The following is a 23,870-nucleotide window of genomic DNA, read 5'->3' on the forward strand; positions in this document are numbered from 1 at the left end:
GCATGCTGCTCACCCTCGACCTGGTCGGGATCTTCGTGTTCGCGATCTCGGGCGGGCTGGTCGCCGTACGCAACCAGCTGGACATCGTCGGCGTCGTCGTCCTCGCGATGGCCACCGGCCTCGGCGGCGGTGTCCTGCGTGACGTGGTGATCGGCGCCGTACCGCCGCCGGCGGTCGAGGACTGGCGCTACCTCCTGGTGCCCGTCGTGGCCGGCCTGGTCACCTTCGCCTGGCACCCGGCCTTCGGCCGCCTCGAGCGGGTGATCAACGTCTTCGACGCCTTCGGCCTCGGCCTGTTCTGCGTCGCCGGCGCCCTCAAGGCCCAGGAGTTCGGCCTCGGCCCCGTCCCGTCCGCTGCCCTCGGCATGGCCACCGGCGTCGGCGGCGGCATCGTCCGCGACCTCCTCGTCGGCCGCGTCCCGGTGATCTTCCGCTACGGCGAGCTCTACGCCATCCCCGCCCTCGCCGGCGCCGCCATCGCCGCCACCGGCGCCGAGATCGGCGTCTCGCACGGCGCCATCGCCGCCCCGGCCGCCGTGGTCACCATCGGCTGGCGCCTGCTCGCGGGGTGGCGCGGCTGGCGGGCTCCGTCACCGAAGATGTCACCGCCGTCGTCCTAGGTGGGTCTCGATTTGGTGGTGGTTGGGGCGGTGCCGTAATGTTCTGTTCACCGACGCGGGGTGGAGCAGCTCGGTAGCTCGCTGGGCTCATAACCCAGAGGTCGCAGGTTCAAATCCTGCCCCCGCTACAAAGAAACCGAAGGCCCTTGATCCGAATCCGGATCGAGGGCCTTCGTGCGTCATGGGTGAGCTGTCGCGATCAGGCCGCCCCGCTCCGGTACGTCGCCGGCGCGACTCCGTGCGCCCGCTTTAACGCCGCGCTCAACGCGAACGGACTCGTGTAGCCCACCCGTCCCGCGATGGCTGCGAGCGGCAGGTCGGTGCCGCCGAGCAGGTCGGCGGCGAGCGCGAGGCGCCAGCGGGTGAGGTAGGTCAGTGGGGGCTCGCCGACGTGGTGGGTGAAGCGGCGGGCGAGGGCGGCGCGGGAGAGGCCGACGTGGGCGCCGAGGGTGGCGACGGTCCAGGGGAGGTCGGGGCGGGCCTCGAGGGCGGCGAGGGCGCGGTTGACGGTGGGGTCGGTGGGGCGGGCGGGGGTGTCGGTGAGGAGGGTGCGGACGGCGGTGACGAGGACGAGGTCCAGCAGCCGGTCCAGTACGACGGACTGGCCGGCGTCCTCGCCGTCGAGCTCGGCGGCGAGGAGGGTCGTCAGCGTCGGGTCGGAGTCGTGGAGGACGACGCTCTCGGGAAGGCGGGCGAGCAGGAGGGCGCCGACCGAGGTGGCGCGCTCGTAGGTGCCGATGAGCATCACGGTGGTGTCGTCGGCGCCCGTGTCGCGGGTGTTGCCCCAGGTCCGCACGCCGGTGATCATCTCGTCGGGCAGCACCTGGCCGTGCGGGTCGACGCAGACCTGGCCGGGGAGGATCCGGATGCTGACGGGGCGGTCGCCCCGGTCCCCGAACGTGTACGGCGCCGGCCCGCGCGCGAGCACGACGTCGCCGGGCACCAGGTCGTGGCCGATGCCGTCGGCTCCGGTGAACGTGGCGCTCCCGCGCGCCAGCACGACGACGCTGAGGGGTGCCTCGTCCTCGATGCCGATCGCCCAGGCACCGGCGAAGACCGCCTTGAGCAGGAAGGCGCGTTCGGCGCGGGGGCCGTCGAGGAGCGCGTCGAGAGCGGGCATGGTGAGACGATCACACATGGCGATGCGCGTGACAAGCATTCCAAGCGCTCGTCGGGGCGAGCAGCATGGGGGCCATGGACGAATGGATCTTGTACGGGGCCCGGGTGCTCAACGGCCTGCTCGCCGGCGTGTACGTCGCCTTCCTGGTCGCGGTGATGCCCGCCCTGCACGGCTTGCCCGACGACGTGTTCGCGCGGGTGATGAACCGGATCAACGAGGTCATCGTGAACCCGGCGTTCCTGCTGCTCTTCCTCGGCGCCCCGCTGCTGGCGGGCGTGCTGCTCGTCTGGGACCGCGGGCCGCTCGCGATCGCGGCGGCGGTGTGCGCCGTCGCGGCGCTCGCGATCACGTTCGCGGCCAACCTGCCGCTCAACGACGCGCTCGCGGCGGGCGGGTCGCGCCAGGCCTACGAGACGCCGTGGCTGGTGTGGCACTCGGTGCGGACGCTGGCCGCGACGGCGGCGTTCGTGCTGGTGGGGCTGGCCGGTCGATAGGTTGCGGGGGTGCAGGACGGCGACCCCCGCGACGAGCTCGACGACGTGCTGGCCGCACTGCTGCGGGAGCGCCCCGCCGGTGAGGTCGCGCCGTACGTACGACGCCACGACGCGCTGGCGCCGACGTCGGCCGAGGTGCTGGCCCGGCAGGCGGCGTACGTCGCGCTGCTCGGCGTGGCGCACGGACCGTCGGTGCGGCTGGCGCAGCGCGAGCTCGCCCGGCTCGCCGGGGACCCGGGGCTCGACGCCGGTGAGGTGGTCGCGGCCAGCACGCTGGCGCTCGAGCGGACCGACCGGGTGACGGTGGTCGGTCAGGTACGGCTCCTCGCGGCGCTGGCCCGGGCCGATCCGGCGCTGCCGGTGGCGGACGCGCTGCGGCTCGCGGCCGAGCACCCGCGCGCCGACGTCCGGGCGCTGGTGGCGCGTGAGCTCGGGCGGCTGGGGGAGCCGGTGCCGGCCCGGACCCGGGCCCTGGGCTTCTTCTTCGCGCCCGCTCCGGCTGCTCCGCCGGCCGTCGCGGCCGTCGTCCCGGTCGCGGACGCCGACGAGCTCGTCGCCGTGCTCCTGGAGCTTCTCGACGAGGTCGACCCGCTCGGTCTGGAGCGGGCGATCGACGGACTGCTCCGGTTCGGTGACCAGCGTCCGCCGTCGGCGCGGCCGCTCGCGGAGCGGATCAAGCGGCCGGTGCGACCAGGCGCGGCGTTCCCCGGCGACCCGCGCGAGGCGGTCCGGGTGCTGGCCCGGGCCTGGCTCACCCGGCGCCGGATCGTGCTGGACTGCACCTGGACGGTCGAGCTCGGCCGGGCACTCGTGCCCGATGCGGCGGCCCGGCCCGGCACCCTGATCGGCGCGGCCGGGCAGCGGCTGACCGCCATCGCGCGGGCCCTGCGCGACGGCCTGTGGCCCGCGGTCGCGCTCCCGGCCACGGCCGACGGACTGATCCCGGCCGAGGTGCTGAGCAGCCGGCTGGCCGTGGTGGCCGCGGCCGGCCGCCGGCTGCCGGGGTACGAGCTCGAGGTGGCGCTGCGCCGGGTGCCACCGGAGGACCGCGCCCTGGTCGAGGTCCCCGTGGAGCTGTCGAGGGTGGCGCCGCGGCGGCCACTCCTCGACGCCACCGGCCCGGCCGTCGGGGAGCGCCGCACCGTCGTGCTCCGGCCCGTGCCGTGGGCGCCGGAGGTGCGCGTCGTCCGGTTCGGGGCGGAGGGGACGCTCGCGCAGGAGCTGCAGTACGGCACCCACGAGCCCCGCTTCGAGCAGGCCCTGGCACTCGGCGCGGCGCTGCTCCCGCAGGACCCCGACCGGCTCGCGGCGCTCGCCCATCCGTACCTGGCGCGCGACCTGACCTGGGACCGCTCGTGCACCGTCCCGGTTCACCGCGCGCTCGGAGCGGCCCGGAGCGCCAACGGCGCCGCGGCCTCGTCGGCCCTCGTGCTCGGCCTCGCCGCCAAGGACGCCCGGGCGCGGGGCGCCGCGCAGGACGCCGTCCTCGACCTCGCCCGGTACGGCGCCCTCGACGGCGCCGCGCTGGGGGAGCAGGCCGCGCTCCTCCTGGGCGAGGGTCTGGTCGTCGGGCGGCGACTGAGCACCGGGCTGCGCGAGGTGGCCGGGGCCGGCGACGCCGCGGTCCCGCCGCTGGTCGACGCACTGGCCGCGCTGCCGCCGGTGCTCGTGGGCCGCCACGACAGAGGGCCCTTCATCGAGCTCGCGGCGGAGCTCGGCGAGCTGACCGGCCGGCGGTCCGGCTGACCCTCGGCCACGGTCTCGGTCCCGGGCTCAGCCCAGGGCCGCGAGGACGGCGTCGGCGGTGGCCCGGCCCGAGCGGACCGCGCCCTCCATGTAGCCGCTCCACTCGACGGCGTACTCGGCGCCGGCCCAGTGGATCCGGCCGACGGGCTCGCGCAGGGCGGGGCCGTAGCTGGTCCAGGTGCCGGGGGAGAAGTGCGCTCCGTAGCAGCCGCGGCTGAACTCCTCGGCGCTCCAGTCCTTCTCCAGGTAGGACGTCGGCTCGGCGGCCGCGGCCCCGAAGTAGCCGGTGAAGCAGTCGAGCACGGCCCGGCGCCGCTCGTCCGCGGGCAGGCGCTGCCAGCGGCGTGCCTCGCCGCCCTCGACGAAGCCGAGCAGGATGCCGACCTCGGCGCCGGGCGGGGAGACGTCGAAGGTGATCTTGACCGGGCCGCGCTCGGAGATCGCCTGGCCGTTGAGGCCCTGGTCGCGCCAGAACGGCGTCGGGTACGCCGCGAAGCACTTGATCACCGTGCCGGCCGGGACCCGCTGGGTCAGCTGGTCGCGCCAGGGCGGGAGCACGGGCTCGTAGTCGAGGCGGCCCGCTAGCGTCGGCGGTACGGCGACCACGGCGTGCCGCGCGGTGACCTGCGCGCCGTCGCGGGTGGTCACGGTGACGCCGTCGGCGTCCTGGGCGATCCGGGCGACCGGGGTGCCGAGGCGGACGTCGAGGCCCTCGGCCAGCCGCTGCGCGACCTGGACCGAACCGCCGACGACCCGGTCCTTCTGGGCGCCCCGGTCGGTCGAGGCGAGGGTCTCGAGGTCGCCGTTGCTGACCGTGTAGAAGAGCGTGTGCAGCAGCGAGAGGTCGGTGGAGTCGGCGGAGTAGAGCGCCTCGGCGAGCACCCGGAAGTAGGTGCGGCCGGCGCTCGTGCGCAGGTTGCGGCGGACCCACGACTCGTAGGTCTGGCCGTCGAGGAGCTCGGCCTTGGGGTGCGTCCAGGGCGCGGCGGGGTCGACGCTGCGGGCCAGGCGGGCGAACCGGGCGAGGCCCTGGGCGAGGTCGGCCAGGGCGATCGGGTTGAGCTGGGGAGTGGCGCCCTTGGCCGCGGACATCCGCGACCGCTTGCCACCGAGGTCGAGCAGCAGCGAGCCGGCGTCGTTCCAGGTCGGGAAGGTGGTCAGGCCCAGCTCGTCGACGAGGGCGTACATCGCGCTGTGCCCCTCGCCGAGCCAGGTGCCGCCGAGCTCGACCGGGGCACCCTCGAGGACGCCGCCCTCGGTCCGGCCGCCGACCCGGTCGCGGGCCTCCAGCACGGCCACGCTCCGGCCGGCGGCGACCAGCGCCCGGGCCGCGCTCAGGCCGGCCAGCCCGGCGCCCACCACGACGACGTCGACATCGCTCATCACACGCTCCTCCGATCAAAGTCAGTCGTATGACTGAGTTCTGACGGTAAGCTGGTGACGGCGCCGGGCGCAACCCCCTCGCGGGGAGCACCCACGGGGGAGGGAACGACCGGGACCCGGCGCGGGTCAGCCGGCCGGACGGACGTCGGCGAGCCGGACGATCATCTCGACCACGTCGGCGAGGTCCGTGCCGGAGCGGGCCCGGTCGGGGTCGCAGACGTGCTGGAGGATCAGGCCGTCGAGGGCGGCGACGGTGATCCGCCCGAGCCGGTCGAAGGGGACCGCGCAGGTCTCGCCGGCGTGGTGGGCGGCCCGCTCGAACCACTCGGCGACGATCGCGGTGTAGCGCTCGTACTGCCAGCGGGCGAGCTCCTCCTGGCCGGCGGTGCGCAGGGCGTACATGGTCAGCTCGTACTGCATCATCTGCAGGCTGACGTGCCCGCTGACCAGCTGGTCCCAGAAGGCGGCGAGACCCTGGCGGATCGCGTGCTCGAGGCCGCGGTCGACCTCGGCGGTGCCGCGGAGCACCTCGACGATCTCGTCGACGACGTCCTCGATCACCGCGCGCAGGAGCGCCTCCTTGGAGGGGAAGACGTACTGCATCGTCCCGAGCGGTACGCCGGCCTCGGCGGCCACGGCACGCACCGAGGTGCGGGCGACGCCCTCCTGGGCGAGTGCGGAGCGGGCCGCGGCGACGAGCTGGCGGCGCCGCACGGATGCTTCGACGTAGGCCACCGGCGGGCTCCTTCTCGGTCGGACGTACGAGATGCTAGTCGTCGAACTCGAACCCGTCGGCCTCGGCCCGCGCGATCAGCGCGGTCAGCGCCGCGGCGTCGCCGGCCACGACCGCCATCCGGGTGCCGAGGTCGGCGAGCGCCTCGCGGTCGGTGCCGTAGGCGACGAACATGTCGCCCTCGGGGTCGTAGCGCAGCCGCTCGGCCAGGCCGGAGGCCTGCTCGGCGACGACGCGCTGGGCGACGCCCTCCCAGAAGTAGCCGTTGGGCTCGTGGCCGGCCGCCATCACGGCCTCCTCGGCCGCGGGCGCGGTGCCGGCGGTGAGCAGGAGGGACCAGTTGCCGGGCGTGGTCTCGATCAGGCGCAGCGGTTCCATGGCCCCGAAGGTAGCCCAGCCGCGGGAAGGCGCGCCCCGGCGACAAACCGGGTGAACCCCGAGGAGCCACCGGGCAGGATGGCCCGGTGCTGCTGACGATCTCGACCACCCACCGACCCGCGACGGACCTGGGCTTCCTGCTGCACAAGCACCCGGACCGGGTCCAGGTGTTCGACCAGTCGTTCGGCACCGCCACGGTGTTCTACCCCGAGGCGGGCGAGGAGCGGTGCACGGCGGCGCTGCTGCTGGAGGTCGACCCGGTGCGGCTCGCGCGGCGTGCGGGCCAGGGCGGCAAGGGCGGCAAGGGCGCGAAGGGGTCGCCGGACTTCAGCCTCGCGCAGTACGTCAACGACCGCTCCTACGCGGCGTCCTCGCTGTTCGGGGTCGCGCTCGCCGACGTGTTCAGCACCGCGCGCGGTGGGCGCTGCGCGGCCCGCCCCGAGCTCGCGGAGACCGCGATCCCGCTCGAGCTGGTGATCCCGGCGCTGCCGTGCCGCGGCGGCGTACCGATCGCGCGCCGGCTGTTCGAGCCCTTGGGCTGGACGGTCGGGGCCGAGCCGGTCCCGCTCGATCCGGACTTCCCGGAGTGGGGCGACTCGCGCTACCTCCGGCTCACCCTGACCGGGACCGTTCGGCTGGCCGACGCGCTGAGCCAGCTCCACGTGCTGCTGCCGGTGCTCGACGAGTCGAAGCACTACTGGCAGGGGCCCGACGAGGTCGACAAGCTGCTGCGCTCCGGCGCGGGCTGGCTGGCCGAGCACCCCGACCGTGAGCTCGTCGTACGGCGCTACCTGGGGCGCCGTGGTCACCTGACCCGTGCGGCCCTGGCGCGCCTGGCCGAGCTCGACGACGTCGTCGAGGACGCCGTGGCCGAGGCCGTCGAGCCGGACGCCGCCGAGGAGACGCGGGTGCCGCTCAACCTCCGGCGCCACGAGGCCGTGCTGGCCGCGCTCGCCGAGGTCCGGCCGCGCTCGGTGATCGATCTCGGCTGCGGTCCGGGGCAGCTGCTCGCCCGGCTGCTCGCGACTGAGGGGATCGCCCGGGTCGCGGGCTGCGACGTCTCGGTCCGCTCGCTCCAGAGCGCCGCGCGCCGGCTCCACGTCGACCGGATGACCGAGCGCCAGCAGGAGCGGCTCACCCTCTTCCAGAGCGCCCTGACGTACGACGACCCGCGGCTCGCCGGCTACGACGCGGCCGTGCTGATGGAGGTCGTCGAGCACGTCGACCCGCCGCGCCTGGAGGCGCTGGAGCGCGTGGTGCTCGGCAGCGCCCGCCCGGGCACGGTCGTGGTGACCACGCCCAACCGGGAGCACAACGTGCGCTACGAGGGGCTGACCGGCATGCGCCACCCCGACCACCGCTTCGAGTGGGACCGCGCCGAATTCCGAGCCTGGGCGGAGCGGGTCGCGGCGGCGTACGGCTACACCGTCGAGCTGCGCGGCGTCGGCGACGACGACCCCGAGGTCGGCCCACCCACCCAGATGGCGATCCTGACCCGCGCCGACACCACCACGACCGAGGAGGCCGGCCGATGAGCGAACTCACCGTGCCCGAGCTCGGTCTCGTCGTGCTCGTCGGCGTCTCCGGCAGCGGCAAGTCGACGTTCGCGCGCGAGCACTTCAAGGCGACCGAGGTGATCTCCAGCGACTTCTGCCGCGGGCTCGTCGCCGACGACGAGAACGATCAGGACGCCACTCCCGACGCGTTCGACGTGCTGCACTACATCGCCGGAACCCGCCTGCGGCGCGGTCTGCTGACGGTCGTCGACGCGACCAACGTCCAGCAGTCCGCCCGGGCCGAGCTGGTCCGGCTGGCCCGCAGCCACGACGTCCTCGTCGACGCGATCGTGCTCGACGTACCGGAGCGGGTGGCGCTCGACCGCAACCGCGAGCGCCCCGACCGCGACTTCGGCGACCACGTGGTCAAGCGCCAGGCCCGCGACCTGCGCCGCTCGCTGGGCCGGCTGCGCAAGGAGGGCTTCCGGCGGGTGCACGTGCTGCGCGGCGCGGACGAGATCGCCGCCGCGCGGGTCGTCCGCGAGCCGTCGTGGAACGACCGCCGCGAGGTGACCGGCCCGTTCGACATCGTCGGCGACGTCCACGGGTGCGCGTCCGAGCTGCGCACGCTGCTCGTCGAGCTCGGCTGGGTCCTGGCGTACGACGACGCGGGCGCCGCGGTCGGCGCGCACCACCCCGAGGGCCGCCAGGCCGTCTTCGTCGGCGACCTCGTCGACCGCGGCCCGGACACCCCCGGCGTGCTCCGCCTGGTGATGGGCATGGTCGCGGCGGGCACCGCGCTGTGCGTCTCGGGCAACCACGAGGCCAAGCTGGTCCGCGCGCTCAAGGGCGCCCACGTCCAGGTCACCCACGGGCTGGCCGAGTCGCTGGCCCAACTGGAGGCCGAGACGGAGGACTTCCGGGCGCAGGCGCTGAGCTTCATGGACGGCCTGATCAGTCACTACGTCCTTGACGCGGGCCGGCTCGTCGTCGCGCACGCGGGGCTCAAGGAGGCCTACCACGGCCGGTCCTCCCGGCGGGTGCGCGCATTCGCGCTCTACGGCGACACCACCGGCGAGACCGACGAGCTCGGCCTGCCGGTGCGCTACCCGTGGGCCGACGAGTACCGCGGTGGCGCGATGGTCGTCTACGGCCACACGCCCGTGCCGTCGGCGGAGTGGATCAACAACACCATCTGCCTCGACACCGGTGTCGTGTTCGGCGGCGAGCTGACCGCGCTGCGCTACCCCGAGCGCGAGATCGTCGCGGTCGACGCCGAGGAGCAGTGGTACGAGCCGGTCAGCCCGCTCGTCCCCGCCACGGCGTCCGGCGAGCGCGAGCCCTCGGTGCTGCGGCTCGACGACGTCACCGGCACGCGCTGGATCGACAGTCCCCACGCGGGCAAGGTCAAGGTGCCCGAGGAGAACGCCGCCGCGGCCCTCGAGGTGATGAGCCGGTTCGCGGTCGACCCGCGCTGGCTGGTCTACCTGCCGCCGACGATGTCGCCGGCCGCGACGGCGCACCTCGACGGCTACCTGGAGCACCCGGAGCAGGCCTTCGACGAGTACGCCGGCTGGGGCGTGGGCCGCGTCGTGTGCGAGGAGAAGCACATGGGTTCGCGCGCGATCGCCGTCCTGGCGCGGGACACCGCTGTCGCGGAGCGCCGCTTCGGTGTCACCGACGGCTCGACCGGTGCGATCTACACCCGCACCGGGCGGCCGTTCTTCGCCGCCGCCCGCGGGGACGCGCTCGTCGACCGGCTGCGGACGGCGCTCGCGCCGCTGTTCGCCTCGCTCGACACCGACTGGCTGGCGCTCGACTGCGAGCTGCTGCCGTGGTCGGCCAAGGCCGGCGCGCTCATCCGCGAGCAGTACGCCGCCGTCGGTGCGGCCGCCGGCGCGGCCCTCCCGGCGGTCGAGGCGGTGCTCGCCCAGGCCGCCGCGCGCGGGCTCGACCTGACCGCGACGGCCGAGCGGACGGCGGTCCGGCACCGCAACGCGCGGGCGTTCCGGGACGCCTATGCGGCGTACTGCCGGCCGGTCGAGGGGCTCGACGGCGTCACGGTCGCGCCCTTCCAGGTGCTCGCCGCCGAGGGGCGCGCGCTCGCGGTCACCGAGCCGCACGCGTGGCACCTCGCCGAGCTCGGCCGCCTCGACGACCCGCTGATCACCCCCACCCGCCACCGGTACGTCGACCTCGGCTCGGCCGCCGACCGCGCCGCCGCGACGTCCTGGTGGGAGGAGCTCACCGGCGCCGGCGGCGAGGGCATGGTGGTCAAGCCGGCCGACGCGATCGAGCCGGGCGGGCGCACGGTGCAGCCGGGGCTCAAGGTGCGGGGCCGCGAGTACCTGCGGATCGTCTACGGGCCCGACTACACCGAGTCGCTCGACGTGCTGCGCGAGCGGCACCTCGGCAAGAAGCGCCAGCTGGCCCTGCGCGAGCACGGGCTGGGGCTCGACGCGCTCACCGGCTTCGTCGCGGGGGCGCCGCTGTGGCAGGTGCACCAGGCGGTGTTCGCCGTCCTGGCACTGGAGTCGGAGCCGGTCGACCCGCGGCTCTAGCCGGACCCCCAGGGCGGTGGGGGTCCGGATCACCCGCGCCCGAGGGATGGTCGCGCGGCGCGTCGGCGCGGAGGCTGGGGACCCCCGAGCAGAGGACCGATCGATGCAGAACCGCCGTACCTGGGGCGCCCTGGCCGCCCTCAGCCTGATCACCGTCACCACCGCCGTCGCCGTCCCGGGCGCCATGGAGGCGGTGGCCGCCGCCGCTCGGCCCTCGTGCGGAGGGCTGCGCGCGACGATCGTGGGCACCGCCCGGGCCGACGTGATCCGCGGGACCCGCGGCCGCGACGTGATCGTCGCCAAGGGCGGTGCCGACCGGATCGACGGCCGCGGCGGCAAGGACGTCATCTGCGCGGGTCCGGGCGACGACCGGGTCACCGTGCCCGCGCGAGGCCGCGGGACCCGGGTGCTGGGCGGTCCGGGCGACGACGTGCTCACCGCGCGGGCCGGCGGCGTCGCGCTGGTCGGGGAGGCGGGCGACGACCAGATCTTCGGCGCGGACGTCCCGGGGCGGGCCGACGGTGGCCCCGGCGACGACCTCATCGTGCTCGGGCGCGGCAACGACACGCGGGTGCACGGCGGTCCCGGCAACGACCGGCTCCAGGGCGGTGGCGGCAACGACCGGCTGGACGGCGACGACGGCGTCGACGTGTGCCGCGGCGGTCCGGGCACCGACACCTGTCACGGCGGCGCACCCGGCGGTCCGCAGAACTCCCCGGACGACCCGGACACCTGCCTCGCCGACGTCGAGGTCAAGCTCTCGTGCCACGTCGAGGGGGTGCCGGCCCGGTGGCGGCTGGTGCTGGAGGGCACCTCGGACTACACCAACGGCTCGAACCACCGCACCGAGATCTCCTGGGTGCTGACCGCCTACGTCGAGCAGTACTTCCGGCAGGACGGGAAGACCTGGTACCTCCTGGGCTCGGGGCTCTCCGGGCGCTGGACGGGTACCGGTGCCAACGGCGAGTGCACGATCGAGGGCCGCGGCGAGCTGGCCGACGGCGACCTGTCGGTGACGATGGCGCTGGACGAGGTGAGCGAGACCTACACGTTCGAGTGGGGCGGTCTGGCGACGCGGGCACCGGGGACGATCACGTGCCCGTGGGGGACGTCGTCGTACGCGATGAGCACGCGGGCCACCGACCGGGTCGCCTATGCCGCGTGGAACCCGGCCGACCTGGAGACGCCGCTGACCGGGAGCCGGAGCGTCCAGCCCGACGGGCCGGGCGGCGGCCTGGTCGTCGACTACACCTGGCGGCTGGAGCGCGCCGACCCGTGACCGCCGACCGCTGACCGCTGCTAGCCCACGAGGAGCGCGCCGCCGAGGCCCAGCAGACCGACCCAGCCGGTGGCGAACGCTGCCAGGAGGAAGGGCGCGGCACCGGCGGCGCGCAGGCGACCGAGCCGGACCCCGCAGCCGAGCGCGAACATCGCGGCGGCGAGCAGCAGGGTCTGGGCCGCCGCGGCGGTGTCGAGGACCCAGGCGGGCGGGGTGATCCAGGTGCGGAGCAGCACCAGGGCGAGGAAGCCGAGCACGAAGCCGGGCACGAGCGCGGGGCGTACGCCGCCCGCGGCGTCCGCCGTCGTACGGCGCTGCCAGGAGACCCAGGCGACGACGGGGGCGAGCAGCAGCACCCGCCCGAGCTTGACCACGACCGCGACGGCGAGCGCGCCGCCGCCGACCACGCCGCCGGCGGCGACGACCTGGGCGACCTCGTGCACCGAGGCGCCGGCCCAGATCCCCGCAACGGTGGGGGAGAGGTCGAGGAGCGAGGCGACCAGCGGGACCAGGCCGATCATCGCGGTGCCGAAGACGACGACGAGCGCCACCGCCGACGCGGTCTCGTCCTCGTCGGCCTCGACCACACCGTCCACGGCGGCGACCGCGGCCGCGCCGCAGATCGAGAAGCCGCAGCCGATGAGCAGCCGGTGGGTCCACGACAGGCCGAGCCGGGCGCCGAGCGCCATGGTGAGCGCGACGCCCGACGCGACGACCGCGAGCACCAGCGCGATGACGCCGGGCCCGAGTGCGGCGACCTGGCGCAGCGAGAGCTGCAGCCCCAGCAGGACGACGCCCGCGCGCAGCAGGGTCCGCGCGGAGAAGGCGATCCCCGGCGCCGTCCCCTCACCCAGCGGTACGACGGCCGCCGCGACCATGCCCAGCGCGATCGCGACGAGCAGCGGGCTCGCCGCCGGCACCAGGCGGCCCACGCCGAAGGCGAGGAGGGCGGGTGCCGCGCAGAACGCGACGCCGGGGGCGCGGAGGCGGGTCGTGATCACGTCTTCCAGCGTGGTCGCTCGCAGACCTCCGCAGTAGACGTCGATTGCGCATGAGGATATATCCTCCGGATATGCAGGACTGGCCCGAGCTCACCGCCCTCGAGCTGCTGGTCGCGGTCGCCGACCACGGCAGCGTCAGCGCCGGAGCGCGCGCGATCGACATGGCGCAGCCCAACGCGAGCCGCTCGCTGGCGCGCCTGGAGCGGGCCCTCGGCGTCGGCCTGCTCACCCGCTCGACCGCCGGGGCGCGGCTGACGCCGGCCGGGCTGATCGTCGTGGACTGGGCGCGCGGCGTGCTCGACGCGGCCCGGACGCTGGTCGACGGCACCGCGGCGCTCGCCCACGCGGGCGGGGGAGAGCTGCGGGTGTCGGCGAGCCAGACGGTCGCCGAGCACCTCCTGCCGGCCTGGCTGGCCGCGCTGCGCGCGCAGCACCCGGAGGCGTCGGTGCTGCTCGAGGTGCACAACACGGCCGAGGTGGTCGCCGGTGTGCTGTCCGGGGCCTGCGACCTGGGGTTCGTCGAGGGGCCGCGCGCGCCGCGCGGCGTGCGGACGGCGGTGGTGGCGCGCGACGAGCTGGTGCTGGTCGTCGCTCCGGACCACCCGTGGACCCGGCGGCGCAGCCGGGTCGGTGCCGACGAGCTGGCCGCGACGCCGCTGCTGACGCGGGAGCCGGGCTCGGGGACGCGGGTCCGGCTCGACGACGAGCTGCGGGCCCTGACCGGATCCCCGGCGACGGCGCTGCAGGAGCTCGGCAGCAACGCCGCCGTACGGGTGGCGGTGCAGGCGGGGGCCGGAGCGGCTGTGCTGAGCCGGCTCTCGGTGGCGGACGCGCTGGCGTCCGGTGCGGTGCTGGAGGTGCCGATCGACCTCACGCTCGACCGCGAGCTGCGGGCCGTGTGGACCGGGCCCCGGCGGCTGACCGGCATCGCTGCCGACCTCGTCGCCGTGGCCCGGTCGCACCCGGCCTGAGCCGGTTCGTGCCTCGGATCAGATGTCGTTGGCCAGGATGTTGTCGATATTGCGCTCGGCCAGGGCGGTGATCGTGACGAACGGGTTGACCGTGGTGTTGCCGGGGATCAGCGAGCCGTCGATGACGTAGAGGCCGTCGTACCCGTGGAGCCGGCCGTAGTTGTCGGTCGCCTTGTTGAGCACGACGCCGCCGAGCGGGTGGTAGGTCAGGCCGTCCTGCCAGACCTTGTAGGCGCCGAAGAGGTCGGTGCGGTAGATCGTCCCCTCCTTGCTGTTGATCTTGTCGAAGATCGTCTTGGCCATGTTGATCGAGTCCTGCTTCCAGGACGTCTGCCAGGACAGGTCGACCTTGTTGGCGGCGGCGTTCCAGGTGAACTCCGCGCGCCGCGTGGTGTTGGTGATCGACAGGTAGAGCGAGGCGTAGGTCTCGATGCCGGTCGGCAGCGGTGCGACCTCGGCGAACGCGCCGCCGGCGTCCCAGTTGTCGATGCCCGAGCACGGGATCGTCGACTGGAGGGAGCCGGTCGGGTCCCACATGTGGTTGGCGCGGCCGCACATGATGTTGCCGTTCTCGCCCCAGGTCTTGCCGACCTCGTTGTTGAGCGCGGGCAGGACGCCGGTCGCCTTGAGCTTGACCAGCAGCTTGCTGGTGCCGACGCTGCCCGCGGCGAAGAAGACCTTCGCGGCGGTGACCGTCTTGGTGGCGACCACGGTGCCGGAGGTGTCGATCTGCTCGATGGTGACGGTGTAGCCGCCCCCGGTCGCGGGGGCCACCGAGGTCGCCCGGTGCAGCGTCGAGACGTTGACCCGCCCGGTGGCCATCGCCTGGGCGAGGTAGGTCTGGACGAGCGACTTCTTGCCGTGGTCGTTGCCGTACATGACCTGGCCGTCGAGGGCCGAGCGGGTGACCGTGCCGGCCTGCTCGGCCTTCATGTAGTTCCAGTCGTAGACGTCCGGCACGAAGGTCCACGCGAAGCCGGAGCGCTGCGCGTGCTTGCGGCCGACGCGGGCGTACTTGTAGCACTCGGCCGTCTCGAACCACGCCGGGTCGATCGAGCCGACGCCCAGACCGGCGTTGGCACGGGGGTAGTAGGTGTTGTACATCTCCGTGGCGTCGACCGAGGGCAGGATCGAGCTGAACCGCGACTGCTTCGGCGTGACCGCCATGCCGCCGTTGACGAGCGAGCCACCGCCGACGCCGCGGCCCTGGTAGACGGTGATGCCCGCGAACTCCTCGGCGTCGAGGATGCCGGTGTACTTGGTGATGTTGGAGTCGATGGGGAAGCCGAAGAAGTTGCTCACCGGCGCCTTGGTCTTGGTGCGCAGCCAGTAGGCGCGCTTGTCCGGCGAGGTGACCTTGGGGAAGATCTTGCCGTCGGAGCCGGGGGTGTCCCACGACATGCCCATCTCGATCATCTCGACCTGGACGCCGGCCTGGGCCAGGCGCAGCGCGGCCACCGCGCCGCCGTACCCGGTGCCGATGACGAGAGCGGGCACCGAGGCGCCGTTGCCGATGTTGGCGGCACGCGCCGGCGAGGCGAACGTCGGCAGGCCGACGGACGCGACTCCGGCGGCGGCGCCGGCTCCGGCGAGGAACCCGCGTCGGGAGAACCGAGAGGCGCTGGGCTGGGGGGTGTGCGACATGTGACCTCCATCACAAGGGGCAGAATCAGAACATGTTCTACCTCTTCTGGTGAGGGGTCGTCACCACCTACTGGAAAGTAGGTACAGGTGTCCAGGCGCTTTCCGGACGGGCGTCAGGCGGCGGGCGTCAGCTGAGCCAGCGCGACCCGGCCGTCACCGGCGAGCAGCACCGGCTCGTCGGTCAGCGCCACGTCGCCGGCGCGCAGGGTCGCGCCGGAGGAGGCGCACACCCGCACGCAGCCGCTGAGCACGACGACGACCAGCGGGGCCGCCGCCGGCAGGGGGAGGGCGGCGTCGCGGGAGTGGAGCCGTCGTACCTGGAGGGTGGCGCTGGCCCGGCCCCGGCGGGTCATCACGTTGAGGTCGCGGGTGGGCCGCTCGACCGCGCAGCGGACCGGGACGCCGCCGTCGAAGGCGAACGGCTCGTCGGGGCGCAGCACGTGGGTGCCCTCGGGGAGGGTCAGCTCCATCGTCTCGCCGTCGATGAGCGTGATGATCCGGTCGATGCCGGGGAACGCCGAGAAGTCGCTGCTGTGCGCGACGTCGGCGATGCTCACCCGCCAGTCGAACGGCTCGGAGCCGTCCGTGGCGATCTCGGAGGTCACGCCCTCGCCGTTGGCCCACGGCTGGCGTCGGTGGTCGCGGTCGCGGCGCACGGTCAGGGACATGCGCCTACTCCAGCCGATCCCGTGGTGGCACGGAACGCCCGCCGCCGGGTTGGTGTCTGGGATCCCAGACGTTGCCCTGAGGACGTCAGGAACGGCGCCCGGCCCGCGCCGCGCCCTCGGCCAGCAGCAGCTGCGCGCCCGTGTAGGTCGCCATCACGACCGACTCCAGCCGCGCCGGAGGGTCGGGCAGCAGGAACGTCCGCGCCCCGAGCACCGCGTCCGAGGCGACGAACAGCGCGCCCCCGGCCGCGCTGAGCACCCGCGCGTCGCGCGGCAGCGCCGGGTCCAGGTGGGACGCCGCGGCCGCCATGCCCGACAGCAGCGCCGAGTAGCCGAGCACCGTCGCTCCCAGCCGCCGGTCGTGGCGCGCCGCCGCCGCGGCGACGACCGGTCCGCTCACCGCCCACGTCGCGGCAAACCCGCGCGCGACCCGCCCCGCCCGCAACGGCGTACGACGGTCGCGGGCGCGGCGGAAGCCCGCCACATAGGCCAGGTGACCTACTCCGAACGAGGTCGCGCCCGCCGCGAACGCCCGGTCGCCCCGGCCCAGCAGCAGCACGTCCCCGCCCCAGCCCCCGGCCTGCGCGGCCAGGGTCGACGTACGCAAGGGGGAGCGGGCGGCCCGCGGGTCCGCGGCCAGCGCGGCGCCGAGCACCGGCAGCAGCAGTGGCTTGGTCACGAAGCGCGCCCGGTGCGCCCACGGCCGCGCCGAGCCGGCGAGCGCAGTGTCGGTCGCGGCGAGGGCGGCGTAGGCGAGCTTGATGCGGGTCGTCGTACGCACCCGCCGACCTTAGGGTCTGCCCGCCTGGCCCGCCGCCAATTGCGCCCGGGTCGGCTCGTAGGGCTGGACCAGCAGCCGCATCCCCGCCTCGGCCGGCGTCCGGTTGGCCTTGCGGCCGTTGCACGGCCCGCACGCGGCGACGGTGTTGAGCCAGGTCCAGGTGCCACCGCGGCTCTGGGGGAGCAGGTGGTCGATGGTCAGCGCGTGCCGGCCGCAGTAGGCGCACCGGTGCCGGTCGCGCTTGAGCACGTTGGTCCGCGAGTACGACGCCGGCCGGTACATCCACTTGGCCGCGACGTAGCGCACCAGCCGGATCACCAGGGGCCACCGGTGCGGCCCGATCATCCGGTCCTCGTGGGCCTCCTCGACGGTGGCGACCTCGCGGAACAGCATCCGCACGGCGTGCTGGAAGGTGACCGTGCCGAGCGGCTCGTAGGAAGCGTTCAGCAGCATCACGGTGGTCATGGGCCGCATCACCTCCTGGTCCTCGTCGCACGGCGCCAGTCGGATTCCTAGTCCGTCAGCATTTCCGTTGGGCCACGAAGGCGTGAAGGGCAGGGGTCCTCTGCGCGAGGTTCCGACACGGTGAATGTACGTCGGCGCGCGCGCCTGCTCCACCCGTTTGTGCTCAGGCGCCCGTCAGGAAGGGCGCCAGCTCGAGGCCCAGGTGCAGCCGCAGGCGGTCCGCGCCGCGGGCGAGGTCGAGCCCGGTGGCCTGCTCGACCTGGCCGAGCCGGTGGTAGACGGTCTGCCGGTGCACGGCGAGCCGGGTGGCGGTGCGTGAGGCGCTGCCGGCCTCGTCGAGCCAGGTGCGCACGGTGGCCAGGACGTCGGGTGGGACGGTGGCGAGGAAGGCGCGCAGCCGGGGGTCGAGGACGGCGTCCGCGAGGTCGTCGTCGCGGGCGACGCCGAGGAGGGCGAGGGGGCCGAGGTCGCTCCAGGCGACGACGGAGCCGGGTGGGCGGGTGCGGGCGACGCGGAGGGCGACGCGGGCGCCGCGGTGGGCGGCGGCGAGGCCGTCGATGCCGGGGACGGTGGGGCCGAGGGCGGCGCGGGTGACCCGGTCGAGGGCGTCGAGGCGGCGGCCGAGGCCGACGGCGGCGAGGAGGTCGTCGAGGCCGGGCGTGGGGGTGACCAGGGTGGCGCGGGCGACGGCGGCCGCCGTACCGGTGCCGGCGCCGGCGCGGACCCAGACGACGCCGGGGCGGGAGGGGCGGCTGGCGACCTGGTCGAGGAGCTCGGGGCGCTCGACGAGGACGCAGGTGACGGGCTCGTCGAGGTCGAGCCCGGCGGCCTGGGCGAGGTCGACGGCGGAGGCGCGGGCGGCGAGCCGGCCGCCCTCGACGAGGTCGCGGAAGAGCGCGTCGCGGTGGGCCTGGCGGCGCTCGGCGACGTCGAGGAGGCGGGCCGCGGACTCCGCGATCCGGACCGCCTCGGGCCAGGTCGCCTCGTCGATGCGCCCGGCCGGGTCGATCAGCCAGAAGTAGCCGTGCACGCGGCCCAGGTGGCGGGCCGGGACGCACAGGCGCCCGACGATGCCGAGCGCGGTGTCGGCGGGCGTGCGGAGCGGGCCGGGGGAGTCCTCGATGCCCTGGGCCCGGAACCAGGCCCGCACCTCGTCGCTGGAGCGCCGCTCCAGGATGGAGCGCTGCCGGATCCAGTCCACGACGTCGTCGCCGCGGTGGTCGGAGAAGCCGATGAGGCGGAAGCCCGGGTCCTCCAGCGTGCACGGCGCGTCGGTGAGCCGGGCCATGTCCTCGACCAGGTCGTCCAGCGTCGTCACCCGACAAGTGTCACACGTTCATCGCGAAAGGATGTGACAGGTGTCCGTTCCGTGTGACCCCGGACGCTCCTAGCGTGGAAGCATGCTCAGCCAGACCCTCAACCGCGCGGCCCGCAGCACGCGGGCCCGGCGCGCCGTCGAGTCGATCCCGCTCACCCGGCGCGTGGTCGACCGCTTCGTGCCCGGCGAGACGACCGCCCAGGCCGTCGCCGCCGCCCAGCGCATGGCCGCCACCGGCCGCGTCGTGACCATCGACGTGCTCGGCGAGGACGTGCTCGACCTGGCCGGTGCGCGTGCCATGCGCGACGCCTACCTCGACCTGCTCGCCGCGCTCGCCGAGGCCGACTGCGCCGCCGGCTCCGACGTCTCGCTCAAGCTCTCCGCGATGGGCCAGGCGCTGCCCGACGGCACCGCGATCGCGACCGAGCACGCGGCCGAGATCTGCGCGGCCGCCGCGGCCGTCGACTGCACGGTCACCCTGGACATGGAGGACCACACGACCGTGGACTCCACGCTCACGATCGGCGCCGACCTCCGTACGGCGTACGGGTTCGTGGGCAACGTGCTCCAGACCAACCTCTTCCGCACCCCGGGCGACATCGCCGCGCTCGACGGCACCGGCGCCCGGATCCGCCTGGTCAAGGGCGCCTACCGCGAGCCCGAGTCGGTCGCGCACCCGCGCAAGGCCGACGTCGACCGCGCGTACGAGCTCGCGATCGACGCCCTGATGGCCTCCGACTGCTACCCGATGATCGCCACGCACGACCCGGCGATGCTCGACCGCGCCGTGCTGCGCGCGACCGCCGCCGGCCGCACCGACCTGCAGTGGGAGACGCAGATGCTCTACGGCGTGCGCCCCGAGCTGGAGCAGACGATCGTCGACGCCAGGCACCGGATGCGCGTGTACCTGCCCTACGGCACCGACTGGTACGGCTACTTCATGCGCCGCCTGGCCGAGCGTCCCGCCAACGTCGCCTTCTTCCTGCGCGCCCTCGCGCACCGCTGACCCGCCGCTTCCCGCCGCACCCGATCGAGAGGACACCTGAGATGGACGCCATCACCACCCCGCCGGCCCCCGTCAACGAGCCGAACCTGACCTACGCCCCGGGCAGCGCCGAGCGCGACGCGCTCGTCGTCCAGCTCGACGCCCTCGGCGGTACGACGCGCCAGCTCGACGCCCACATCGGCGGCGAGAAGGTCGCCGGTGGCGGCGAGGAGATCGCCGTCGTCCAGCCGCACGCGCACCAGAAGGTCCTCGGCGTGCTGCGCAACAGCACCGCGGACGACGCCAAGAACGCCATCGCCGCGGCCCGCGAGGCCGCGCCGGGCTGGCGGGCCCTGCCGTTCGACGAGCGCGCCGCGGTGATCCTGCGTGCGGCCGAGCTGCTCGCCGGCCCCTGGCGCCAGAAGCTCAACGCGGCCACGATGCTCGGCCAGTCCAAGACCTCGTTCCAGGCCGAGATCGACGCCGCCTGCGAGCTCATCGACTTCTGGCGCTTCAACGTCCACTTCGCCCGCCAGGTCCTCGGCGAGCAGCCGATCGCCAACAGCCCGGGCATCTGGAACCGCACCGACCACCGCCCGCTCGAGGGCTTCGTCTACGCGATCACGCCGTTCAACTTCACCGCGATCGCCGGCAACCTGCCGACCGCTCCGGCGCTCATGGGCAACACGGTCCTCTGGAAGCCCTCGCCCACCCAGCAGCTCGCCGCGTCGCTGACGATGGAGCTGCTCGAGGAGGCCGGGATGCCGCCGGGCGTGATCAACATGCTCCCCGGCGACGGTCTCGCGGTCTCCGAGGTCGCCCTGGCGCACCCGGACCTCGCGGGCATCCACTTCACCGGCTCGACCCCGACGTTCCAGAAGCTGTGGTCGACCGTGGGCACCAACCTGCCGTCGTACCGGGGATATCCGCGGCTCGTCGGCGAGACCGGCGGCAAGGACTTCGTCATCGCGCACCCGTCGGCCGACCCCGACGTGCTGCGCACGGCGCTGATCCGCGGCGCGTTCGAGTTCTCCGGCCAGAAGTGCTCGGCCGCCTCGCGCGCCTACGTCCCCGCGTCGCTGTGGGCCCGGATGGGTGCCGACCTCGCCTCCCAGACCGACGCGCTGCCGGTCGGCGACCCGACCGACTTCTCGAACTTCACCGGTGCCGTCATCGACGCCCGCGCGTTCGCCAAGCACAAGGCTGCGATCGAGCGGGCCCAGGCCACGCCCGGTCTCCAGATCGTCGCGGGCGGGACGGTCGACGACAGCGTCGGCTACTTCGTGCGCCCGACCATCGTGGTCGCCGAGGACCCGGCCGACGAGATGTTCGCGACGGAGTACTTCGGGCCCATCCTCGTCGTCCACGTGTACGACGACAGCCGCCCCGGCGCCTTCGAGGAGACCGTGAAGCAGGCCGAGTCCGTGGCGCCGTTCGCGCTCACCGGCTCGGTGCTCGCCACCGACCGCACCGCCATCGACTGGGCCAGCAACGAGCTGCGCTTCGCCGCGGGCAACTTCTACGTCAACGACAAGCCGACCGGCGCCGTCGTCGGCCAGCAGCCCTTCGGCGGCGCTCGCGCGTCCGGCACCAACGACAAGGCCGGCTCGGTGCTCAACCTGCTGCGCTGGACCTCGCCGCGCTCGATCAAGGAGACGCTGGTCCCGCCGACGGACCACCGCTACCCGCACATGGGCTGACGCCATCGCAGGCGGCGCTCAGCCGCCGTAGGGGACGGTGATGATCTCCAGGTTGTGGTCGTCGGGCGCGGGCCAGTAGAGCCCGCGCCCGCCGTCGTCGTGGTTGACCCGGCCCGGCTCGCGCCGGAACGGGTCGGCCCACCAGGGCAGGCCGCGCGCGACGATCCGGGCGTGGATGGCGTCGAACTCGGCGTCGCTCACCAGGAAGGCGTAGTGCTGCGGGGTCACCGGTCCGCGCGCCGTCATCACGTCGAGGCTGACGCCGTTGGCGAGCTCGACGACGCGGAAAGGCCCGTAGGTACGGGCTTCTGGCAGCCCGAGCAGCTCGGTGAGGAAGGTCGCGGTCACGTCGCGGTCGGTCGCGTGGACGATCGTGTGGTTGAGGTCGATGCTCATCGGTCGGCTCCTTCTCGGCGCGGGGTGGGCAGCAGCAGGGCGGGCACGAGCGCGAGCCCGGCGACCGCGAGCGGCCACCAGAAGGTCGCCCCGAAAGCGTCTCCCGGCGCGGTGCTCCCGTCGAGGTGGTGCTGCAGGACGGTCGCGAAGACCGCGGTGGCGACGACACCGCCGGTGCGCTGGGCGATGCTCATCGTCGTGGTGGCGCGGGGGATGGCGGCCCGATCGAGCGCCGCGTACGCCGCCGCGCTGGTCGGCGCGAAGATGCAGCCCGCGCCCAGCCCGATCGCGAGGAGCGCGGTGCCGAGGAAGAGCTGCGACGGGTCGCTGCCGACCGTGGTGTAGCCGAGGAACCCGGTGACCAGCAGCCCGACGCCGCCCAGGACGACGGTGCGGCCGCGGCCGCGATCGACGAGCCGCCCGGTCAGCGCCATCGCGAGCGCCGCGCCGACTCCCTGGGGCACGAGCAGCAGCCCGGTCGTCAGCTCGGACTCGCCGCGTGCGACCAGGTGGTAGAGCGGCAGCAGGAAGCCCGCCCCGGTGAGGACCCCGACGGCGAGGAGCTGGACGGCGGTCGCCGTCGCGAAGCCGCGGTTCGCGAGGTGGCGCAGCTCGACGAGCGGCCGCTCCGTGCGCAGGGCGTGCACGACGAAGGCGGCCAGGAGCAGCGCGCCGCCGCCGATCCCGCCGGCCACGGCGAGCCGCGACCCGGACGACGCGGCGAGCGAGGTGACGCCGTAGGCCAGGGCGACGAGGCCGGGGGAGAGCAGGGCCAGGCCGAGCACGTCGAGCCGCTCGCGGCCGGTGCCGCGCTCGTCGGCGAGCGCACGGACCGACCAGGCCAGGCAGGCCAGGCCGACGGGGATGTTGACGAGGAAGATCCAGCGCCAGTCGACGCTGTCGATCAGCACGCCACCGAGGACCGGGCCGAGGATCGGGCCCAGCATCATCGGGATGCCGACCACGGCCATCGCCCGGCCCATCCGCTGGGGGCCGACCGCGCGGGCGACCATGGCGATGCCGACCGGGCTGACCAGCCCGGCGCCGGCGCCCTGGAGCACCCGGAAGCCGATGAGCGACGGGGCCGACCAGGCCAGGCCGCACAGCAGCGAGCCCGCGGTGAAGACGCCGACGGCGACGAGCCAGACCCGGCGGGCGCCGTACCGGTCCATGGCCCAGCCGCTGAGCGGGATGGCCGCGGTGAAGGCCAGCAGGTAGCCGGTCATCACCCACTGGATCGTGGTGAGGCCGACGGAGAACTCGCCGGCGAGGCGGTCGGTGGCGACGTTGACGATGGTCGCGTCGAGGACGGTGGTGATCATGCCGAGCACGACCACGGCGATGACGGTGCGCGCGGTCCGGTCCAGCGGTACGACGGCCGGGCGGGTGGCGGTCTGGCTCATGGCCGGCTCCTTTCTGGGTTCGGTCTAACTTTATAGTGACTCTAAGTTTGTAGTGACATGAAGTCAAGGTAGGGTGCCGCCATGAACGAGCCGGGGCTGCGCGAGCGCAAGAAGCAGGAGACCCGTCGGCGGATCACCGACGCCGCGATCGAGCTGTTCGCCGCGCGCGGCTTCGAGCAGGTCCCGGTCGCCGACATCGCCGCGGCCGCGGACGTCTCCACCGCCACGGTGTTCAACTACTTCCCGGCCAAGGAGGACCTGATCTACGACGGGATGGCGTCCTTCCACGAGAGCCTCCTAGCCGCGATCCGCGAGCGCGCGGCCGGCGTCGGCGTGGTCGCCGCCTTCCGGGCCCAGGTGCTCCAGCCGCGCGGCGTCCTGGCCGACCCGGGCTCGCCGGTGCTCGCCGGGCTGGCCCGGATCGCCCGGATCGTGCGCGACAGCCCCAGCCTCCAGGCCCGCGAGCGGCTCGAGGCCGACCGCGCGGTGACCGCGCTGCGGGCGCTGCTCGCCGACGAGATCGACGACGACCTGCGCTGCTGGACCGTCGCCTCGGCGCTGGTCGGCACCACCCGTGGGATGACCCGCCAGGTCCAGGAGGCCGCCGCGGCCGGCCGGGTCGACGCCCGGATGGCCGCGCGCCTGCTCGCCGAGGCCGCCGCGGCCCTCGACGTGATCGAGGCCGGGTTGGCCGCCCCGACGAAGGGCCGCACCTGAGCCGGTGCGGT

22 protein-coding genes and 1 tRNA gene are annotated in these 23,870 nt (G+C 74.4%); 11 read left to right on the forward strand and 12 right to left on the reverse strand.

What is annotated here, in order from left to right:
- Positions 1-2 precede the first annotated feature (2 nt).
- Positions 3-620 (forward strand): trimeric intracellular cation channel family protein, encoded by a 618-nt coding sequence (locus tag M0M48_RS04445; protein ID WP_257750209.1) that lies wholly within the window; start codon positions 3-5, stop codon positions 618-620.
- A 54-nt stretch (positions 621-674) separates the two neighbouring features.
- Positions 675-748 (forward strand) — tRNA-Met (locus M0M48_RS04450).
- 71 nt (positions 749-819) lie between these two features.
- Here M0M48_RS04450 and M0M48_RS04455 read toward each other — a convergent pair.
- A complete protein-coding gene (locus tag M0M48_RS04455; RefSeq protein ID WP_257750210.1) occupies positions 820-1,740 on the reverse strand; it encodes an AraC family transcriptional regulator in 921 nt (306 codons plus the stop codon).
- Between the two features lie 74 nt (positions 1,741-1,814).
- On the opposite strand from M0M48_RS04455, the gene M0M48_RS04460 reads away from it, so the two are divergent.
- A complete protein-coding gene (locus tag M0M48_RS04460; protein WP_257750211.1) occupies positions 1,815-2,234 on the forward strand; it encodes an anthrone oxygenase family protein in 420 nt (139 codons plus the stop codon).
- A gap of 9 nt (positions 2,235-2,243) precedes the next feature.
- Positions 2,244-3,980 carry a hypothetical protein gene (locus M0M48_RS04465; protein ID WP_257750212.1) on the forward strand — a complete coding sequence of 579 codons (1,737 nt, stop codon included), beginning with the start codon at positions 2,244-2,246 and terminating at the stop codon, positions 3,978-3,980.
- 27 nt (positions 3,981-4,007) lie between these two features.
- Here the strand turns inward: M0M48_RS04465 and M0M48_RS04470 are convergent, their stop codons facing one another.
- The 3 genes from M0M48_RS04470 to M0M48_RS04480 form a co-directional block, all read right to left on the reverse strand.
- Positions 4,008-5,363, reverse strand: a complete 1,356-nt coding sequence (locus M0M48_RS04470; protein WP_257750213.1) for a flavin monoamine oxidase family protein — start codon at positions 5,361-5,363, stop codon at positions 4,008-4,010.
- Between the two features lie 126 nt (positions 5,364-5,489).
- Positions 5,490-6,098, reverse strand: a complete 609-nt coding sequence (locus M0M48_RS04475) for a TetR/AcrR family transcriptional regulator (RefSeq protein WP_257750214.1) — start codon at positions 6,096-6,098, stop codon at positions 5,490-5,492.
- Positions 6,099-6,132: 34 nt separating this feature from the next.
- Positions 6,133-6,474, reverse strand: coding sequence for an Imm51 family immunity protein (locus M0M48_RS04480; RefSeq protein ID WP_215815506.1), 342 nt, complete (start codon positions 6,472-6,474; stop codon positions 6,133-6,135).
- Positions 6,475-6,560: 86 nt separating this feature from the next.
- On the opposite strand from M0M48_RS04480, the gene M0M48_RS04485 reads away from it, so the two are divergent.
- The 3 genes from M0M48_RS04485 (at position 6,561) to M0M48_RS04495 (ending at position 11,810) form a co-directional block, all read left to right on the forward strand.
- Positions 6,561-8,009 carry a 3' terminal RNA ribose 2'-O-methyltransferase Hen1 gene (locus M0M48_RS04485; RefSeq protein WP_257750215.1) on the forward strand — a complete coding sequence of 483 codons (1,449 nt, stop codon included), beginning with the start codon at positions 6,561-6,563 and terminating at the stop codon, positions 8,007-8,009.
- Positions 8,006-10,531 carry a polynucleotide kinase-phosphatase gene (locus tag M0M48_RS04490; RefSeq protein WP_257750216.1) on the forward strand — a complete coding sequence of 842 codons (2,526 nt, stop codon included), beginning with the start codon at positions 8,006-8,008 and terminating at the stop codon, positions 10,529-10,531. The genes M0M48_RS04485 and M0M48_RS04490 overlap by 4 nt, the downstream gene beginning before the upstream one ends.
- Before the next feature lie 103 nt (positions 10,532-10,634).
- Positions 10,635-11,810, forward strand: coding sequence for a calcium-binding protein (locus M0M48_RS04495; RefSeq protein WP_257750217.1), 1,176 nt, complete (start codon positions 10,635-10,637; stop codon positions 11,808-11,810).
- A gap of 20 nt (positions 11,811-11,830) precedes the next feature.
- On the opposite strand, the gene M0M48_RS04500 is transcribed toward M0M48_RS04495, so the two are convergent.
- Positions 11,831-12,811 (reverse strand): YeiH family protein, encoded by a 981-nt coding sequence (locus M0M48_RS04500; RefSeq protein WP_257750218.1) that lies wholly within the window; start codon positions 12,809-12,811, stop codon positions 11,831-11,833.
- Positions 12,812-12,882: 71 nt separating this feature from the next.
- Here M0M48_RS04500 and M0M48_RS04505 point away from each other — a divergent pair, with 71 nt between their 5' ends.
- Positions 12,883-13,782 (forward strand): LysR family transcriptional regulator, encoded by a 900-nt coding sequence (locus M0M48_RS04505; RefSeq protein WP_257750219.1) that lies wholly within the window; start codon positions 12,883-12,885, stop codon positions 13,780-13,782.
- Between the two features lie 18 nt (positions 13,783-13,800).
- Here the strand turns inward: M0M48_RS04505 and M0M48_RS04510 are convergent, their stop codons facing one another.
- From M0M48_RS04510 to M0M48_RS04530, 5 genes are all read right to left on the reverse strand, one after another.
- Positions 13,801-15,426: a GMC oxidoreductase gene (locus tag M0M48_RS04510; RefSeq protein ID WP_257750220.1), complete on the reverse strand. Its 1,626-nt coding sequence runs from the start codon at positions 15,424-15,426 to the stop codon at positions 13,801-13,803.
- 113 nt (positions 15,427-15,539) lie between these two features.
- Positions 15,540-16,094 (reverse strand): HutD/Ves family protein, encoded by a 555-nt coding sequence (locus tag M0M48_RS04515; RefSeq protein WP_257750221.1) that lies wholly within the window; start codon positions 16,092-16,094, stop codon positions 15,540-15,542.
- 85 nt (positions 16,095-16,179) lie between these two features.
- Entirely contained in the window at positions 16,180-16,875 is a 696-nt protein-coding gene (locus M0M48_RS04520) for a lysoplasmalogenase (protein ID WP_257750222.1), read from the reverse strand.
- Between the two features lie 9 nt (positions 16,876-16,884).
- A complete protein-coding gene (locus tag M0M48_RS04525; protein ID WP_257750223.1) occupies positions 16,885-17,340 on the reverse strand; it encodes an HNH endonuclease in 456 nt (151 codons plus the stop codon).
- Positions 17,341-17,503: 163 nt separating this feature from the next.
- Positions 17,504-18,658 (reverse strand): PucR family transcriptional regulator, encoded by a 1,155-nt coding sequence (locus tag M0M48_RS04530; RefSeq protein ID WP_257750224.1) that lies wholly within the window; start codon positions 18,656-18,658, stop codon positions 17,504-17,506.
- 82 nt (positions 18,659-18,740) lie between these two features.
- Here M0M48_RS04530 and M0M48_RS04535 point away from each other — a divergent pair, with 82 nt between their 5' ends.
- A complete protein-coding gene (locus M0M48_RS04535; protein WP_257750225.1) occupies positions 18,741-19,664 on the forward strand; it encodes a proline dehydrogenase family protein in 924 nt (307 codons plus the stop codon).
- Between the two features lie 41 nt (positions 19,665-19,705).
- Positions 19,706-21,343, forward strand: a complete 1,638-nt coding sequence (gene pruA / locus M0M48_RS04540; protein ID WP_215815473.1) for an L-glutamate gamma-semialdehyde dehydrogenase — start codon at positions 19,706-19,708, stop codon at positions 21,341-21,343.
- 18 nt (positions 21,344-21,361) lie between these two features.
- Here pruA and M0M48_RS04545 read toward each other — a convergent pair whose 3' ends face one another.
- The gene (locus M0M48_RS04545; protein ID WP_257750226.1) at positions 21,362-21,739 is read right to left on the reverse strand and encodes a VOC family protein; all 378 of its coding nucleotides are present in this window, start codon (positions 21,737-21,739) and stop codon (positions 21,362-21,364) included.
- On the reverse strand, positions 21,736-23,142 hold the full coding sequence (locus tag M0M48_RS04550) for a DHA2 family efflux MFS transporter permease subunit (RefSeq protein ID WP_257750227.1): 1,407 nt from the start codon (positions 23,140-23,142) through the stop codon (positions 21,736-21,738). Before M0M48_RS04550 ends, M0M48_RS04545 begins: the two co-directional genes overlap by 4 nt.
- An 81-nt stretch (positions 23,143-23,223) precedes the next feature.
- Between M0M48_RS04550 and M0M48_RS04555 the strand changes: the two genes are divergently transcribed.
- Complete coding sequence (locus tag M0M48_RS04555; protein WP_257750228.1) at positions 23,224-23,859, forward strand: TetR/AcrR family transcriptional regulator; 636 nt, start codon at positions 23,224-23,226, stop codon at positions 23,857-23,859.
- Positions 23,860-23,870 lie beyond the last annotated feature (11 nt).

This window comes from Pimelobacter simplex, assembly GCF_024662235.1.
Taxonomy (GTDB): Bacteria; Actinomycetota; Actinomycetes; order Propionibacteriales; family Nocardioidaceae; genus Nocardioides.

Coding starts and splice junctions, on each gene's coding strand:
- M0M48_RS04445 (WP_257750209.1), top strand. CDS start 3: ATGCTGCTCACCCTCGACCTGGTCGGGATCTTCGTGTTCGCGATCTCG.
- M0M48_RS04455 (WP_257750210.1), bottom strand. CDS start 1,740: ATGCCCGCTCTCGACGCGCTCCTCGACGGCCCCCGCGCCGAACGCGCC.
- M0M48_RS04460 (WP_257750211.1), top strand. CDS start 1,815: ATGGACGAATGGATCTTGTACGGGGCCCGGGTGCTCAACGGCCTGCTC.
- M0M48_RS04470 (WP_257750213.1), bottom strand. CDS start 5,363: ATGAGCGATGTCGACGTCGTCGTGGTGGGCGCCGGGCTGGCCGGCCTG.
- M0M48_RS04480 (WP_215815506.1), bottom strand. CDS start 6,474: ATGGAACCGCTGCGCCTGATCGAGACCACGCCCGGCAACTGGTCCCTC.
- M0M48_RS04490 (WP_257750216.1), top strand. CDS start 8,006: ATGAGCGAACTCACCGTGCCCGAGCTCGGTCTCGTCGTGCTCGTCGGC.
- M0M48_RS04495 (WP_257750217.1), top strand. CDS start 10,635: ATGCAGAACCGCCGTACCTGGGGCGCCCTGGCCGCCCTCAGCCTGATC.
- M0M48_RS04505 (WP_257750219.1), top strand. CDS start 12,883: ATGCAGGACTGGCCCGAGCTCACCGCCCTCGAGCTGCTGGTCGCGGTC.
- M0M48_RS04510 (WP_257750220.1), bottom strand. CDS start 15,426: ATGTCGCACACCCCCCAGCCCAGCGCCTCTCGGTTCTCCCGACGCGGG.
- M0M48_RS04515 (WP_257750221.1), bottom strand. CDS start 16,094: ATGTCCCTGACCGTGCGCCGCGACCGCGACCACCGACGCCAGCCGTGG.
- M0M48_RS04525 (WP_257750223.1), bottom strand. CDS start 17,340: ATGACCACCGTGATGCTGCTGAACGCTTCCTACGAGCCGCTCGGCACG.
- M0M48_RS04535 (WP_257750225.1), top strand. CDS start 18,741: ATGCTCAGCCAGACCCTCAACCGCGCGGCCCGCAGCACGCGGGCCCGG.
- pruA (WP_215815473.1), top strand. CDS start 19,706: ATGGACGCCATCACCACCCCGCCGGCCCCCGTCAACGAGCCGAACCTG.
- M0M48_RS04545 (WP_257750226.1), bottom strand. CDS start 21,739: ATGAGCATCGACCTCAACCACACGATCGTCCACGCGACCGACCGCGAC.
- M0M48_RS04550 (WP_257750227.1), bottom strand. CDS start 23,142: ATGAGCCAGACCGCCACCCGCCCGGCCGTCGTACCGCTGGACCGGACC.
- M0M48_RS04555 (WP_257750228.1), top strand. CDS start 23,224: ATGAACGAGCCGGGGCTGCGCGAGCGCAAGAAGCAGGAGACCCGTCGG.